The organism is Paenibacillus sp. P46E (genome assembly GCF_001909095.1).
Taxonomy (GTDB): Bacteria; Bacillota; Bacilli; order Paenibacillales; family Paenibacillaceae; genus Paenibacillus_AQ; species Paenibacillus_AQ helianthi.
In genome coordinates this window covers 118813-133929 of sequence record NZ_LVYZ01000077.1, presented here as the reverse complement: position 1 = coordinate 133929, position 15117 = coordinate 118813, and the positions used below count along the sequence as shown (strand labels likewise).

Sequence of the window (15117 nt, the reverse complement as noted above, 5' to 3'; positions counted from 1 at the left end):
ACTCCTCCAGTCATAGTCCAGCTTATCGAAACAGCACACAATTCCCGGATTCCCGGAAATATTTGATCAATTTCTCAATGGGACTGCGCCCGCATTTCAGTTGCTCGCCGAGACAGTCTATACACAGGAAGTCTTGGGCGTTACGCGTAACAAGCTTCAGGTAAATCGCCACATCATCCGTCATTAAGGGAACTCCGCATGTTCTGCATGTCCTATTCATGTTCATGTGATCCTTTACACCAATTTCGCCCGCACAATCAGACAATCATGAGCAGGAACTACAGGAGCATATCTTTCTCTGAATACGCCGATTTCTTTATGTTCCCAGCAGTCATACAGCGACAGCGATTTTCCGGAAGCATAGGGGAGTCCGATATCCCAGAACTGCAACGACATTTCCCTTTGACCATCACTTAAATTGAAGAAACCTATCGCCACGTCTCCGTCAGTTAACACTTTCACCAGCATAAATACATCATCCGCATGAAACCATTGCGGTTCCGGCTTGATGCGATAAGCACCGCGGCCCTCCACATCCTGATTAATAGCAATCAAATCCCCGTTCATCAGAATATCTTTGGTGGCCTGGCTGGTTTTCCGGATGTCACTGCCAATCATCAGCGGAGATCCCATCATGCTCCATAACGAAAAATGGGTCTTGTACTCCACATCACTACAACCGCCGATTTGACTTCCGATAAAGTCGCTGTTGCTGCCTCCATACATGCCGACAACCAGCATATCCATATCATTATGACAATATGCTCCTGTGTAGCAGGCCTTATCAAGCTGTGACAAAGCTAAACTCTTGATGGAATCCCAGCTATCCTGAATATCCCCTGTGGACCGGTACATATGAGCGCCTGATTCACGAATCCAATGGTATACATTGTCCTCACCCCAATTGCATGCTGAGAACAGGATGTCTCTTCCGCAGTTTTTGAGTGCCAGGCTCATTCGTTTGTACAGCAGTTCCCCCGATATATGTCTGGGCTTGAAGCAGTAATCATACTTCAAAAAATCTACGCCCCATTCTGCCAGCAATTCCGCATCCTGAAATTCATGTTCAAAGCTCCCCGGATATCCTGCGCATGTATGTGTTCCTACACAAGAGTACATCCCAAACTTTAAACCCTTGGCATGAATGTAATCTGCAAGCGCCTTCATTCCGTTCGGGAATTTGACCGGATCAGCCACCAGCTTGCCATCCTTGTCCCTTTCTTTCAGGCTCCAGCAATCATCAATAACAATGTACTCATATCCCGCATCCTTGAACCCCTCTGCAACAAGTGTGTCGGCGGCTTCCCGGATAAGCTGCTCATTAATGTCCCATGTAAAGGTGTTCCATGAATTCCATCCCATGGGCGGTGTCAAGCCGAGTTGTTGTTTGTTCATCAAAGTATTCATCCTTTCGTATAATCCAGCTACACCGTCCTTTACTGGACAGCATAGCTGTTGTGGATTGCAGGTCCCTATTCCCCAGAAGGGTATGGATTAATCTTCTGAATGGTGCCGTCCGGATTATAGTGCAGCTCCGTATATTTGACGCAGCGTTTATGATTGACACCCTCAGACAGGGAGCTGTCATGGTAGAACAGATACCACTTCTCTTCAAACTGAACGATGGAGTGATGCGTAGTCCACCCGATAACCGGTGACAGAATCTCACCCTTGAAGGTAAAAGGACCCGCCGGATGCTTGCTGACCGCATAGACCAAGGTATGCTTCGTGCCTGTCGAATAAGACAAATAGTAATGACCATTATATTTATGAACCCATGGTCCTTCAAAATATCTCCGGTCCTCATCACCGGCAAGAATCGGATTTCCTTCTTCATCCACAATGGAAATTTCTTGCGGCGCCTCCTGTAAGGACAGCATATCTTCGCTTAACAGTGCCACACGCGGCCCTAATGCAGGCTGGTCAAGGGCAGGCCCTTCCGCACCCGGCCGGAAGGTGCCAGTCTGCCATTGTTCAAGCTGACCTCCCCAGAGGCCGCCAAAGTAAATATACGCCCGGTCGTCTTCATCCACAAAAACAGCAGGGTCGATACTGAAGCTGCCGGGAATATAGTCCGGCTGCGGCGAGAACGGACCAGCCGGAGATGATGCCGTCGCCACACCCAGGCGGAACACTCCCTCCCGGTCGCGGGCCGGGAAAAATAAATAGTAAGTATTGTTCTTATACGCGGCATCAGGCGCCCATAGTTGTTGCGAAGCCCAGGGAATCTCGCTCAGATGCAGCACTTGCCCGTGATCTGTCACAGGGGATTCGAAATTCTCTATGGATAGGACATGATAGTCTTCCATTGCATACTGGTCACCGTTGTCATTGTCCGGTCCATTATGATCCAGGTCATGGGAAGGATAAATATAAATTTTGCCTTCAAATACGTGGGCGGACGGGTCCGCTGTGTAGATGTGGGTTACGAGTGGCTCGTTGGGTTTGGGCAACTGATTCATGTATAAATCTCCTCTTCTTGAGTCTATTGGCTGGAAGGAACATCTCTTCGTACTGAAACTAAGACGGCAGGAATAATAGAAGCCTATTCAGCAACCGCTTACAATACATATTGTACTGTACTCTTCCAGCCCTCACCCATACCAAAAGTAAAGAATTCTCCCTATAAATCTTATACGTTTATTGCAGGACTACCGGCAGATTGCAGAAATCAACCTGGTATCGGACAACACATTGCTTAATTTGATCAATCTGAACTGCTGGGAGGTATTGCCTAAATCCTGCATAAGCTGAATCGCTTCGCCGTTCATAAATATTTTCCATTTATACTAATTATTTTAATATTTAAAGTTTAACTGTTATCACAAATGAGTTTTATCTAATAATAGATCAATAAGTCGTGAGGATCGGTCATTGTTTGAATGAAAACGATAATTTATTATAGTTGCATGGTTATGTAAGCGCTAACATGTAAAAGGGGGTTAGGGTGAATAACTTTCGGATTAGCCCGCGGCCAAGCCGCAAATGGTTCATGGAAGGAGGAGTGCCTGTCCGCCAGTAGGCTTAGGGTATAGCAGCCCTGTGAAAGGCTCCAATTATACAAAGGGGGAGTGAACCTATGCGTAGTCACAGCATGAGAAGCAATTCTATTCGAAAATTTCTTTATATTTCGCCCTTTATGGTTTTACTTGCTATCTTTGCGTACTATCCGCTCTATGGCTGGGTGTATGCATTCTTTGACTATATGCCGCCGATTCCGCTGTCAGAATCGCCTTTTGTCGGGTTGAAATGGTTTCATTCCCTGGTAGAGAACCAGGTAAAAGTCGATCAGCTGCTTCAGGTCATCAAAAACACCTTCGGCATCAGTGGGCTGAGTATTCTTTTCTCTTGGCTCCCTATGATCTTTGCCATCTTCCTAACAGAGATCAAAGCCGTCCGTTTCCGCAAATTTATCCAGACCGTAACGACCCTTCCGAACTTTATCAGCTGGGTACTGGTCTATTCCCTGGCATTTTCCATGTTCTCCAGTGAAGGGGTCGTCAACGGCTTTTTGAACCAGATGGGGCTGAGTGACTCTCCTATACTCTTTCTTCAGAACTCGGATCATGTCTGGATTACGATGTGGATATGGGCCACCTGGAAGTCACTGGGCTGGTCGGCCATTTTGTATATAGCGGCGATTATGAGTATTGATGAGTCCCTGTACGAAGCGGCTTATGTAGATGGTGCGACAAGAATGCAGGTCATCCGGCATGTAGTTCTGCCAAGTATGCTGCCGACTTATTTTGTGCTGTTGATGCTCCAGATTGCCAGCTTCCTGAACAATGGGCTGGAGCAATATTTTGTTTTCCAGAATGCCTTCAACAAAGACACCATCCAGGTATTGGATCTATATGTATACAACCTGGCCATGGGAGGCGGCAGCTATTCCGTTTCCGTCGCGATCAGTATGCTGAAGAGCCTGATTAGTGTAGTGCTTCTCTTTTCCGTAAACGGGCTGTCCAAATTGTTAAGAGGAGAGGGCATCGTATGAGTGACAACCAGACCGGTTTAACGCCGAATGCCAAAGAAAATAACATCTCCCCCAAAATTAAAATGCAGGTCAGTGCAACCGACAAACTGATTTCTGTTGTGATTTACGTGCTGTTTTCTCTCTTTGCATTTATGTGTGTCTATCCGTTTTACTCCATCATTATCAATACCATAAGCGCCAATGATCTCAGTGCCAAAGGTGAAATTGTGTTTTGGCCTAGGCAGATCCATTTCCAGAACTATGTTGACGTGTTCAAAATACCGGGACTGTGGAATGCGTTTGTCATTTCTTTGGGGAGAACGGTTATTGGTACACTCTTGACGGTCGGGGCCTCTGCCTTTTTGGGGTTCATGTTTGCCCAGGAGGATATGTGGGGGAAAAAATTCTGGTACCGCTTTACCATTATTACGATGTTCTTTAGTGCCGGCATTATCCCCTGGTATTTGACCATGCGATCGCTGCATCTGACGAACAATTTCCTGGCATACATCCTGCCTTCCATTGTAGCCCCGTTCTTCATCATTCTTGTAAAAACGTTCGTAGAATCCACGCCGAAGGAATTACAGCAGGCGGCCAGCATTGACGGTGCCGGGATTATGACGATCTTTTACAAAATTATCTTGCCCATTAGCAAACCGATATTGGCGACAGTCGCCATATTCTCGGCAGTGAACCAGTGGAACTCCTTTCAGGATACGCTGTTGCTGGTGACCGACAGCAAATTATACAGTTTGCAGTTTATTCTGTATAACTACATCAATCAGGCCAGTTCCTTATCCACCATGGTCAATCTGCAGAATGCCGGATCTACCGCCATGGCCAGTCTGTCCACCAAGCAAACTACTACATCTATTCGTATGACCGTTACCATTATCGTTGTCGCTCCTATTTTGCTGGTTTATCCGATTTTCCAAAGATTCTTTGTAAAAGGAATTATCATCGGTGCAGTCAAAGGTTAAATTGCACCATTATGATAAATTAATCATTTGGGGGGCTGTAAATGAGTAATCACATCAAGCTGGCAAGAACATCATCAATGCTGTTCGGCACCACCCTGCTTCTGGTAACAACGATATTGAGCGGATGCAGTAGTAACTCTAATAATGCGGGTACAGCAACGGGATCACCTGCTGCGGGTACAGCCACCGAATCATCCAATCCGGGTACAGGAATTGACCACAGCAAGCCTTTGACCATTACCGTATTTGACAATGCCGCAAATTACCAGGGTGAGCAGACCGGATGGTACGGAAAACTGATTAAGGACAAATTCAATATCACTCTAAATATTCTATCTCCGCAGGTTGCCGGCGATCAGCTATACAAGACAAGGTCGGCATCGGGGGATCTGGGAGACCTCCTGATTATTGATAACAGTCAGCTCGAGGAATTAATTCCGGCGGGTATGATTATGGATATCACAGATAAGATCAAGAATACGGAGTACCTGTCCAAATATGTAGATAATCACTTCAAGCCCTTCAATACTGCATTCGAAAGCATTAATCCAGACGGCAAAATTTATGCGCTGCCAACCTTTACATCGGACACTTCACCGACCACATTCTCGGAAGAACTCCCTTACTCCAGTCCGCTAATGCCTTGGGATTATTACAAGGGAATCGGGGCTCCCAAACTGAACAATCTGACCGATCTTCTGAATGCACTGAAGCAAATGCAGGCGAAGTATCCCAAGACACCTGACGGCAAACCGATCGTTCCAATTACCTTGTGGAAGGACTGGGATAACGGAAGTATGGAAAATGTTCGTTGGCTGAGTAACTGGTACGGTTATGAACAGCCAGACGGAACCTCAACCTTACAGTTAAACGCAAAAGGCGATATCGTTCCTCTCGTTGACGACAACAGCATGTACAAGAAAATCCTCCAGTTCTATTATGACGCTAATCAGATGGGTCTCGTTGACCCGGACTCGCCGTCCCAGGATTGGAATAAAGTCTCTGAAAAGCTGACTAACAAACAGGTCCTGCTCTTATGGTATTCATGGCAAAGAGGCTTCTACAATACCATTGAAAGAGGCAATAAAGGTGACGGCAATGTGGCCATCCCGATCGCTGATACCCATATTATCCAGAATAGTGATGCCTACTTCGGGAACGGAAGAGTATTTGCCATTGGTTCGAAAGCAAAGAATCCGGAAAGAATCATTGAATTCATGGATTGGCTGTCCTCACCGGAAGGCCTGCGTTACTATACCAATGGATTTGAAGGCTTCAACTATGAAAAGACAACTGACGGCAAGTTTAAGCTGACCAAGGTAGGACAAACGGCCTTCCAAGATAATACCCCTGTTCCAGATCAATACGGCGGCGGCGGATATCAAGACGGCCAGAGTAAGCTCAATACTATGATTATGAGTGACTTTGTAGTAGATCCTGATACGAAGGAATTCTACAACAGCACCTATTGGAGCTCAACGATTGAGGCAAACAAGACGGTTCTGACTACGGAATGGCAGAAGGCTTATAATGCAACCACTCCGACAGAGTACTATCAGAAAAACAATATGATCGATATCGTGCCGAACATTAATACCAGTCTCGGGTCGGACTCCTCGGACATCAAGAATAAACGCAGTCAGATTTCGGATTATGTGAAGAACACTTCCTGGAAAATGATATTCGCCAAGGATCAAGCAGAATTCGATAAGCTCTGGACTAAGCTGCAGTCCGATGTAGTGGGTCTCGGTTGGAATGACGTTCTTGCCGTAGATACAGAAAGAGCACAAAAAATTGTAAAAATGCGTGCCGATGCAATCGCCAACAAATAGATTATTATTGCTCAAGCACATGCATCTCTTCTGTTCTAACTAAGTGGAAAGGGGCTAAAACGCAAGGGGCTGTCTCACAAAGTAGATTTTCTATGGAGGGGGATCGTTCTCTTCATTCTTAAAACCACAAAAAGTGAGCAAAGTAGCGCTTCTCCCGTATTTGGAGAAGCGCTGCTTTGTGTTTTTGGTCCACTGTGGCTTGCTTTAGCAGATTATGGGCAAGCAAAAGCCACCCGACTTCGAGGGTCACTTTTCCCATCCCTCGAAGCAGAAATCGCCGGAAGCCCCGGTTGTTCTTCAGCTTCTTTGCGGAAATGCAGCGTTTGTCTGGTTGGACATGCTCATGTATCCCCGGCTTCGTCGTACGTCCAGTTCTCAATCGGCCTACACGTGTTCGTTTTCCAAATACGTCAAGTTCTCTTCACTGCCGTAGCCTTCATCCGCATGAAGGTTGCATCCGGGTCCTTCTTGCTGAAGCTGTTTCGGTCCCCCAGCAGGGTTTGGTATTGCTCATATTTCAGCAGTCTGGGCAGCAGATCCTTGCGGAGCTGCCAAACGGCTTTTTTCAGGGGCTTATCTTTGGACATTCACGACACGAACGAGGTGGTAAGAAGGAATGTCATCTTCCAGAACCATTGGCAAGCAAAGTTGGTCCATGCTTATATTGAATGTACAAAGAAATCGCGCCTTTGGAATGGTTGGGTGGTACCTCCATTTTACCAAAAGAACGATTTCTTTTTCGTGTTATTGAAGAGTGAAAATTCGTATCCCGCTTAAACAGCGGAGAGGACGGACTGATTGTGGAAAAGCGGCAGCGGTCGCCTTGGTCTCCGGATTTTCACCGCTAAGGGGAATGAAAAAAATCTGGAGAGCACAGCGATTGGAACAACGGTCCGTTCGCGCAGCGTCCAACCAAGTGCTCACGTTGATCCTACTTAAAAACAGGGGGCTATCGTTTTCGGTTTTTAGACCCAAGAACGGTCCCATACTAGAATATTCTACTTAATCCTTGAACCGGTCCGCTAAAAAATGAGCTTGGATAACTGATACAAACCGTTCTTCCAGACCGGCCAATCATGGTCACCGTTTTCCTCTACCCAGATATGCGGCACGGAATGCTGCGACAAATATGCATGCGTCCGGTCGCTGACATTCTTGAGACTGTCCAGATCCCCGCACGATAGCCAGAGCAGACTAAGCAGCTCTGCGGCCTTCTGCGGCTCTGGAAGCAACAGTTCAGGCAGCTTCGTATTAGGAGCCGGAGAGAATGCCCCGATCCAGGCGAAACGGTCCATATTATTCAGACCGATATTCAGGGATTGGCCTCCGCCCATGGATAATCCGGCAATGGCACGGTACATCCGGTCTGTCCGGACCGGATAATTCGCTTCGATATAGGGGATTAGATCATGAAGCAAATCCGATTCGAAGGTTTCGAACGCCTGTACCTTGTCTGGAGCAAAAAGATCTCCTTCCGCCCGGTCATTCAGCATCGCCCTGCCGTTCGGAAGAACCACAATCATGGGCTTCAGCATTTGATCCGCATACAGATTGTCCAGAATGATCTGAGGCTTGCCGTGATTGTACCATTCCGTCTCATCCCCGCCAATCCCGTGCAGCAGATACAAAACGCTATATTCTTGCTCAGCGGAATAGCCGGGAGGTGTATAGACCATTGCCTTCCGGGTATTGCCTACCGCTCTAGAGGGATATTCTACGGTATGGATTATTCCCCGGGCAATGTCTTCTCTCTCCTTATCATATCCGGCCGGTGCCGTTTGCATCTTATACTCTGGATTGCTCTCGTTCATTAACGCTCATCTCCTATATATGAATGGATTGCCGTTTGAAATATTGCCCGACCAGAAATTGCATAACCTCACCTGGAGGTTTCTCCTCAAATTCTGCCTTGTCACCAAAAGCCATTCCGTAAGGCGTTTCCGGCGTACACGGTCTCCAGAGAGGCAACTCCTCACCGGTGGAGTCCTTGCCGTTGGGATCACCCGTTCCAATGAAATAGGCTAGATAATTGCACATCTGGCGTGCAAGGTCATAATGCTTGCCTACAAAAGGCCGCCAGCATTTGGCCAGCGTTTCGAAGTGGAACCACAGATCCACCGAATGGAAGGTTCCCGGATCATCCCATCCGGGAATGTCGGCATCAAACGTGTAATAATACATCGGAACGCCGCTGCCGGAATCACTGTTGGCCTTAACGGCAACACGGATCGCATATTCAATATTGCTTACGGAAGCCTTCTGGATCATTTCTTCCAGCTTTCCTGAATCAACGCCGCATAACTTAAGGTACTCTTCCGCTTCCCCGCCGAACATTATAGCCGCCATGGCTCTGAATTCATCCACGCTTCCAGCACCTGGAACAGCAAAAAATTCGGAAGAGGTATTTCCCAGCATGACCGGTACCTTATGGTGCTGTCCCTTCAGAAAAAGGTCATACGGGTCGCCCGGACAGTACAACTGGTCCATGACCGTGCCCCAGAAGCTGCCATACTCCAGCATTTTATCGCGAATATAGACGGCATCCAGCTTGCGGGCCTCTTCCAGGGTCGACACTCCCATAAATTCAAAGAACGCTGCACCCTCCTCTTCAGCATCTTTCAAGGTCCGGTGCTGCGGAGGCACCGGGTTATCCGGGTACAGTGGAGTAAAGATCCCGCTCATAATCACAGCCCGCTGAAACAACCCTTCATTCTGCGGCGAGGTCAGTTGGCTCAGCACACTTCCGCCGCCGGCCGATTGTCCGCCGATTGTGATTTGGTCCGGGTCTCCGCCAAAAGCAGCGATATTGCGTTTCACCCACTGTGTGCCAGCCTGCTGATCCAGATGTCCGAAATTCGCGGGAGCTTCGGGGGATTCTGCAGTAATCTCAGGATGGCTCAGAAAGCCAAATGCGTTCAGGCGGTAATTTACGGTCACTACGACAATCCCTCTGCGGGCAATGCGTTCGCCGTCAAACTCCATTTCAGCGGTATGGCCCACCTGGAGTCCTCCGCCAAAATACCACACAAAGACAGGAAGCTTCTCATCGGCGCTGACGGCCGGTGTCCAGACATTCAGGTACAGACAGTCCTCATCCATCGGAAGATCCGGATCGACCGACCATTCGCGGGTATAAATATTATTCACATCTATAACTGTCGGGGCCTGCATCGAAATAGGAGCAAAATCATACGCTTTCAATTCCCCTTCCCAGTTCTGTACAGGCTGGGGGGCACGCCAGCGGTTCCCCCCCACAGGCGGGGCCGCAAACGGAATTCCCTTGTAGCTGGTAATACGCGGATCAGCTGCCGGTAACCCCTGAACGATACCATTTTCAACACGCACTGCTCTTAACATGCCATTACCCCTCTCTGAATATCAGCGTTTAAGCACACAGGAATCAGCTGGTTCCGTTTAAGCAACCCGCATTTATCTCACGGCTACATTCATAGATACCTTCTTTAGCTCCCGGTTCAAATCTTTCTCTTCTGTCAGATCCAAAACCGGAACACCATCAATATCAAAATGCACGCGCCGTAAGCCTGAACTTCTCGGTCCGTCAATCCCCGGTCTTGCATGATAAGCATTCCAAATGACCCCATCATCATCTGTCACATAGGAGTTGTGGCCCGGCCCATATTCTCCGGGAACACTTCTGGAGGTCAGCAGCGGATAATTCCCTTTGGTCCAGCTGCGGGTGTCCAGCAAATCCGCATCCTTTTCGGCAGTCAAGAGACCCACAACATAGGTTGCATCCACTGCCGCGCTGGCAAAGGTCAAAAATAATTTGTCTTCGGTGTAGAGGGCAAACGGCCCCTCATCTACAAAAGTATGATTATTGGCCCACCCGTAATCGGGTTTGGTCAGAAGTACCGGATCACTGGTCAGCTTCCACGGCTCCTTCGGGTCAATGGTGGCGATATAGATCCAGGCTCCAAGATCGGCAGGCACGAACTGGCGCTCCGACCATGCCGCGTAATGCTCCCCGTTCCATTGAATGACAGTCATATCGAGGGAAATGGTTTTGCCTGCTTCGCATAAATATGTACCATCTTTCTTCACTACACGCTTAGGCATCGACCAGTCAGCAGCACACATCGGATTTCCTTCTGTACGTAACTTCATGACATGCGACTCTTCATGCAGGAACTCCCCCGGTGTTGCCGCATGAAAGAGATATAGTTCATCCTCAATGATGTGAAATTCCGGTGCCCACAGCAGTCCGCCGATCTGTTCATAGGTGTTCGAATCCAGAATCAATACTTCCTCGGCATCTGCCAGCCCGGGGATGGTATCTGCTTCCCGCATATATAACGTGTGATTTTGGTCCGCATCGTTGGTAGCAATGAAATAATACTTCCCTTTCCATTTCGCTATGCAGGGATCTGCACGGTCAAATGCAACCGGAAACGGGTAATGATCCTGATGGACTTCACCGGAAATTCTATAAGTTCCAGCCTTGTCCCAATGGATTTCTTCCGTATTCCAATCCACTCTTTTCAGCGCTTGGGTGCCGTCACTGTAGAGAGCCGTTGCCCGGATCTCATCCAAGTCCTCTTCCGATGCCGCTGTCACGCAGTCTGGAACTTCAATGGCAATGTTGGTTGGAACCGTAAGCTTATAGTAGAGCCTGCGCGCTATTTCTTTCGATACCGGGATGTAATTACGCGGCAGGACCCCCTCAATATCGGCAAGCACTGCCTCCAGGGTAAAAGGCTGCGCCGCTTCCGGTGCTGAGATTCCCTTCAGACTCATGATATCAGCTATAAAATTCTGATAACCATTCCCCCGCTCATCGATCCAGCGGATCAGGTAGCCTTTCCGGGCGGCGTCGTACTCGCAGGAGACATCGCTTACATAAGTATCCGCCTTAAGCTCCAGCAGACCAACTTCGTTGTATTGCAGCAAGTCACCGGAGGAGAACAGCAGCACTTTCCCCTTACTCTCTGCATCGGCTTCGCCTTCAGCCTCTGTACGGACTGCGATCACCCCGAAACTCCCCTCGGAAGTGTGGAACAGATACGGATTCTTCAAGCTCTTGGCCCGGAGTGTACCATCCTCGTTCTCTGCCGCCTTCGCGAATAAGACTCCCGAATTATGGTTTAATTCCTGAAAGAGAAGCCCGTCGTTGCAATAAGCCAAATGCATGCTGTGCGCCAGCTTCGGAGCATATACCATATCCTCCTGAGGTATCCGGGTATAGCAAAGGATATAATTCCGATCTTCGTGTTGTTGTGGTATCATTAACAAATGACCCCCTTCATTATTGATAAATCCTAATGACCATTAAGTACCATTTCAGCATTGGAATTCAGGATTTTACCCCAAATTCCTTTAATACACAATGTAAATTATAGAAAAATACTGAATCCCAAACAATGATATATCCTGCTCATTAATTGATGTATCCGAAGAAAGGAGAAGCCAATGCCCAAGATTCATTATGTCGAATTTGATGCTACTCATCCTGACGATTTTGTCTTCAGTATTCCCGATGGCCATGATGCCTGGCTTCTGGTGCTCACACAAACTCCGGCGTTGTTTGAAGTAAACGGAGAATTGAAAGAGTATCCGGCCCACTCTGTTATTCTTTATCCTCCTAAGCACACTATCTATTATCGTGCTTGTTCCAATAAGTACGTTAACGACTGGGTCCGTTTCGATGCGGACGAATCCTACATCACTGAAACCACTTTGCCTGTTGGTGTCCCATTCTCGCTGCCGGACCCCAGCTATTGCCATCAGCTGTTTCAACTGCTGACCTTTGAGCATACTTTTCAGAATGATTACAGGGAACTGTCCATCGACTACCTGTTTCGAATTATCTTCAATAAGCTGTGTGAAGCGTCCCAGGACAAGCTGAACCCGCAATATTATAATCTTCTAAGCTTGCGTAAGACGCTTTACAATAACCCCGGCCATCCTTGGACCGTTTCCTTAATGGCAGAGTATCTGCATATCAGTGCAGGCTATCTGCAGACGATATATAAATCCACCTTCGGGATCTCCTGCATGGAGGATGTCATTCATTGCCGGATTCGGCTGGCCAAAGAAAAGCTTGGCTTTGGTCCACATAAAATTGCCGAGGTCGCAACGCTTTGCGGGTATGCCAATGTGGAGCATTTCTGCAGACAGTTTCGGCAGCTTACGGGTTACTCCCCCAAGGCTTACCGGGAGACCCTCGTCTCCAAGGAACCAAAGGAACCGGCTGACAAATGATTTGAGAGCGGCTCCCAGGTTCAGCTTGGGCAGCCCCTCTCTATATTCCGGGTTCACCAAGGACAGGCAGCGCCGAATCATCACGCAAGAACAGGGGAATCTGATGTAGCGGCGCATCCGACAGGATGACCTGACCGCCTGCAAATTTTTCACGGGTATAGGCATGGGTCCAATGGGATCCTGCCGGTAAATATACCTTGCGCTCCCTTACACCTTCGAACAGCACTGGGGCAACTAGGAGATCGGGACCGAACATATACTGGTCTTCCACTTCCCAGGCTTCCGGGTCCTGAGGGAAATCATAGAACAAAGGACGCATCGGTGGTGTCCCCTTCTCATGAGCAGCCTTCATCAAACCAGAGATATAGGGCTTCAGCCGCTCTCTGACCTGCAAGAATTCCTTGAATATGTCGTATGCCTCTTCCCCGTAGCTCCATACCTCATTATCCGAGCCGCTGCCGCATACGCCGCCCCCCTTCGTCCCGGTAGGCGGAACAAAAGGCTGGCGGTCGCCATGAAGCCGAAAAACCGGAGAGAACGCACCGTATTGGAACCAGCGCACCATCAGCTCACGGAACGAAGCGTCTTCCGGATTGCCTCCATGAAAGCCGCCGATATCCGTTGTCCACCAAGGAATGCCCGCCATAGCCATATTTAGGCCAGCTCTCACCTGAATGCCCAGAACTCTGAAGCTGGAGTGTATATCTCCGGACCATACGAGAGCACCATATCGCTGGCTTCCCGCCCAAGCGGAGCGCACCAGATTGATGATGCCCGATTGTCCCTCGGCGGACATTCCATCATAAAAGGTCTGGCTGAACTTCACCGGATAAATATTTCCGATTTGCTTGCTGGATCCGATATGGTAACGGTAAATATCGTGGTCGTAGACAGTCAGTTCAGGCTCTGCCTCATCGAGCCAGAATACCCGTATGCCTTTGTCATAATAGTTCTGCTTAATCAGTCCCCATAGAAATTGCCGGGCTTCAGGGTTGGTTGCATCAAAAATGGAGTTTTGTCCAAGAAACTGGAATTGGGTGCGGACACCGCGGTCGGAGCGGAGCAGATAGCCCTTTTCCAGCATCTCCTGATAGTTCTCGCTCTCTGTTTGTACGGTGGGCCATACGGAGACCATTAACTCTATCCCCAGCTCCTGCAGTTCTTGCACCATCCCCTCAGGATCAGGCCAGTAATCGGGGTCAAATCTCCAGTCCCCTTGATTCGTCCAGTGAAAAAAATCTACTACGATAACATCGATAGGCAGATTCCGGCGTTTATACTCCCTGGCCACCTCCAGTAATTCTTCCTGTGTACGGTACCTAAGCTTGCATTGCCAGAAACCCATGGCGTAGTCCGGCATCATCGGTACCGTTCCGGTAGCCTTGGCATAGGCTTCCTCGATTTCCGCAGGAGTATCACCGGCTGTGATCCAATAATCCAGTTGTTTGGCCGAGGGGGCCGTCCATTCCGTAACATTCAGACTGAAATGCGCCTGCCCGATTGCCGGATTGTGCCACAAAAAGCCATAACCGGCACTGGAGAGTACAAACGGAACACTGATCTGGCTGTTGCGGTGGGTCAGCTCCAAGGAGCAGCCCTTTAAATTCAAGAATTGATGCTGGTATTGCCCCATGCCATACAGCTTCTCCGAAGGATCCGCTTCCAGCCGGAGCTTCACGGAATAATCACTGCCGCCGGGAATGGCCCGGAGTTCTCTTCCTCCATATTTTAATTGATAGGTATCTTCCGTTTCGTTAAGCAATAGTTTGCCATGCTGGTTATAATAGAAAATCTGCCCTTTGTCAGTGATCTCCGCCTTGATATTTCCGTTAACAATCGTCGCTTTCCCCTTATCGATGGTTACCTCACATTTAATCGCAGGTGCAGGCAAGAGCGCCCAATCATCATCGGTGATCTCCGAATAGGAAGCCCGGACACGCAGCGCATGTTCACCCCAAGGTTCGATCCAGACTCTTTCATGGTCATATTCTCTAATCAGTCTTCCATTCTCTTCACGAAACATAGCACGATACCTCCAACAGTTCTATAATAAGGTTGCAACCACATTATAAAGAGTGCAGAACCGCCATACTACACATAAAAGTACGCATCT

General features: G+C 48.4%; 11 protein-coding genes and 1 pseudogene. 4 read left to right on the top strand and 8 right to left on the bottom strand.

All coding sequences use genetic code 11. From position 1 onward, the window contains the following. Positions 1–22 precede the first annotated feature (22 nt). The 3 genes from A3849_RS27735 to A3849_RS27725 all read right to left on the bottom strand — a co-directional run bounded on the left by A3849_RS27735 (position 23) and on the right by A3849_RS27725 (position 2462). Positions 23–184, bottom strand: coding sequence for a hypothetical protein (locus A3849_RS27735; RefSeq protein ID WP_218618688.1), 162 nt, complete (start codon positions 182–184; stop codon positions 23–25). Between the two features lie 50 nt (positions 185–234). Then, complete coding sequence (locus A3849_RS27730; RefSeq protein WP_074114305.1) at positions 235–1395, bottom strand: glycoside hydrolase family 27 protein; 1161 nt, start codon at positions 1393–1395, stop codon at positions 235–237. A gap of 77 nt (positions 1396–1472) precedes the next feature. Continuing rightward, positions 1473–2462: a glycoside hydrolase family 43 protein gene (locus A3849_RS27725; protein WP_074114304.1), complete on the bottom strand. Its 990-nt coding sequence runs from the start codon at positions 2460–2462 to the stop codon at positions 1473–1475. A 617-nt stretch (positions 2463–3079) separates the two neighbouring features. On the opposite strand from A3849_RS27725, the gene A3849_RS27720 reads away from it, so the two are divergent. From A3849_RS27720 to A3849_RS27710, 3 genes are read left to right on the top strand one after another with little or no spacing between them, the layout of a single operon-like run. Continuing rightward, positions 3080–3994 carry an ABC transporter permease subunit gene (locus A3849_RS27720; protein ID WP_074114303.1) on the top strand — a complete coding sequence of 305 codons (915 nt, stop codon included), beginning with the start codon at positions 3080–3082 and terminating at the stop codon, positions 3992–3994. Then, positions 3991–4953: a carbohydrate ABC transporter permease gene (locus tag A3849_RS27715; protein ID WP_218619268.1), complete on the top strand. Its 963-nt coding sequence runs from the start codon at positions 3991–3993 to the stop codon at positions 4951–4953. The genes A3849_RS27720 and A3849_RS27715 overlap by 4 nt, the downstream gene beginning before the upstream one ends. Positions 4954–4994: 41 nt before the next feature. Continuing rightward, complete coding sequence (locus tag A3849_RS27710) at positions 4995–6785, top strand: type 2 periplasmic-binding domain-containing protein (protein ID WP_083613694.1); 1791 nt, start codon at positions 4995–4997, stop codon at positions 6783–6785. 419 nt (positions 6786–7204) lie between these two features. Here A3849_RS27710 and A3849_RS33155 read toward each other — a convergent pair. The 4 genes and pseudogenes from A3849_RS33155 to A3849_RS27690 form a co-directional block, all read right to left on the bottom strand. Further along, positions 7205–7360 (bottom strand): annotated as a pseudogene (locus A3849_RS33155) (IS5/IS1182 family transposase); the annotation flags it as partial. A gap of 447 nt (positions 7361–7807) precedes the next feature. Beyond that, the gene (locus A3849_RS27700) at positions 7808–8596 is read right to left on the bottom strand and encodes an alpha/beta hydrolase (RefSeq protein ID WP_074114302.1); all 789 of its coding nucleotides are present in this window, start codon (positions 8594–8596) and stop codon (positions 7808–7810) included. Between the two features lie 13 nt (positions 8597–8609). Next, positions 8610–10142, bottom strand: a complete 1533-nt coding sequence (locus A3849_RS27695; protein WP_074114301.1) for a carboxylesterase/lipase family protein — start codon at positions 10140–10142, stop codon at positions 8610–8612. A gap of 72 nt (positions 10143–10214) precedes the next feature. After that, a complete protein-coding gene (locus A3849_RS27690) occupies positions 10215–12029 on the bottom strand; it encodes a family 43 glycosylhydrolase (RefSeq protein WP_074114300.1) in 1815 nt (604 codons plus the stop codon). A 183-nt stretch (positions 12030–12212) separates the two neighbouring features. Here A3849_RS27690 and A3849_RS27685 point away from each other — a divergent pair, with 183 nt between their 5' ends. Next, a complete protein-coding gene (locus A3849_RS27685; protein WP_074106648.1) occupies positions 12213–13004 on the top strand; it encodes a helix-turn-helix transcriptional regulator in 792 nt (263 codons plus the stop codon). 40 nt (positions 13005–13044) lie between these two features. On the opposite strand, the gene A3849_RS27680 is transcribed toward A3849_RS27685, so the two are convergent. Continuing rightward, entirely contained in the window at positions 13045–15027 is a 1983-nt protein-coding gene (locus tag A3849_RS27680) for a glycoside hydrolase family 31 protein (RefSeq protein WP_074114299.1), read from the bottom strand. Positions 15028–15117 lie beyond the last annotated feature (90 nt).

Excerpts from the sequence above, each read along its gene's own strand:
- A3849_RS27715 (WP_218619268.1), top strand. The coding sequence starts at position 3,991 with ATGAGTGACAACCAGACCGGTTTAACGCCGAATGCCAAAGAAAATAAC.
- A3849_RS27710 (WP_083613694.1), top strand. The coding sequence starts at position 4,995 with ATGAGTAATCACATCAAGCTGGCAAGAACATCATCAATGCTGTTCGGC.
- A3849_RS27700 (WP_074114302.1), bottom strand. The coding sequence starts at position 8,596 with ATGAACGAGAGCAATCCAGAGTATAAGATGCAAACGGCACCGGCCGGA.
- A3849_RS27735 (WP_218618688.1), bottom strand. The coding sequence starts at position 184 with ATGACGGATGATGTGGCGATTTACCTGAAGCTTGTTACGCGTAACGCC.
- A3849_RS27695 (WP_074114301.1), bottom strand. The coding sequence starts at position 10,142 with ATGTTAAGAGCAGTGCGTGTTGAAAATGGTATCGTTCAGGGGTTACCG.
- A3849_RS27685 (WP_074106648.1), top strand. The coding sequence starts at position 12,213 with ATGCCCAAGATTCATTATGTCGAATTTGATGCTACTCATCCTGACGAT.
- A3849_RS27720 (WP_074114303.1), top strand. The coding sequence starts at position 3,080 with ATGCGTAGTCACAGCATGAGAAGCAATTCTATTCGAAAATTTCTTTAT.
- A3849_RS27730 (WP_074114305.1), bottom strand. The coding sequence starts at position 1,395 with ATGAACAAACAACAACTCGGCTTGACACCGCCCATGGGATGGAATTCA.
- A3849_RS27725 (WP_074114304.1), bottom strand. The coding sequence starts at position 2,462 with ATGAATCAGTTGCCCAAACCCAACGAGCCACTCGTAACCCACATCTAC.
- A3849_RS27680 (WP_074114299.1), bottom strand. The coding sequence starts at position 15,027 with ATGTTTCGTGAAGAGAATGGAAGACTGATTAGAGAATATGACCATGAA.
- A3849_RS27690 (WP_074114300.1), bottom strand. The coding sequence starts at position 12,029 with ATGATACCACAACAACACGAAGATCGGAATTATATCCTTTGCTATACC.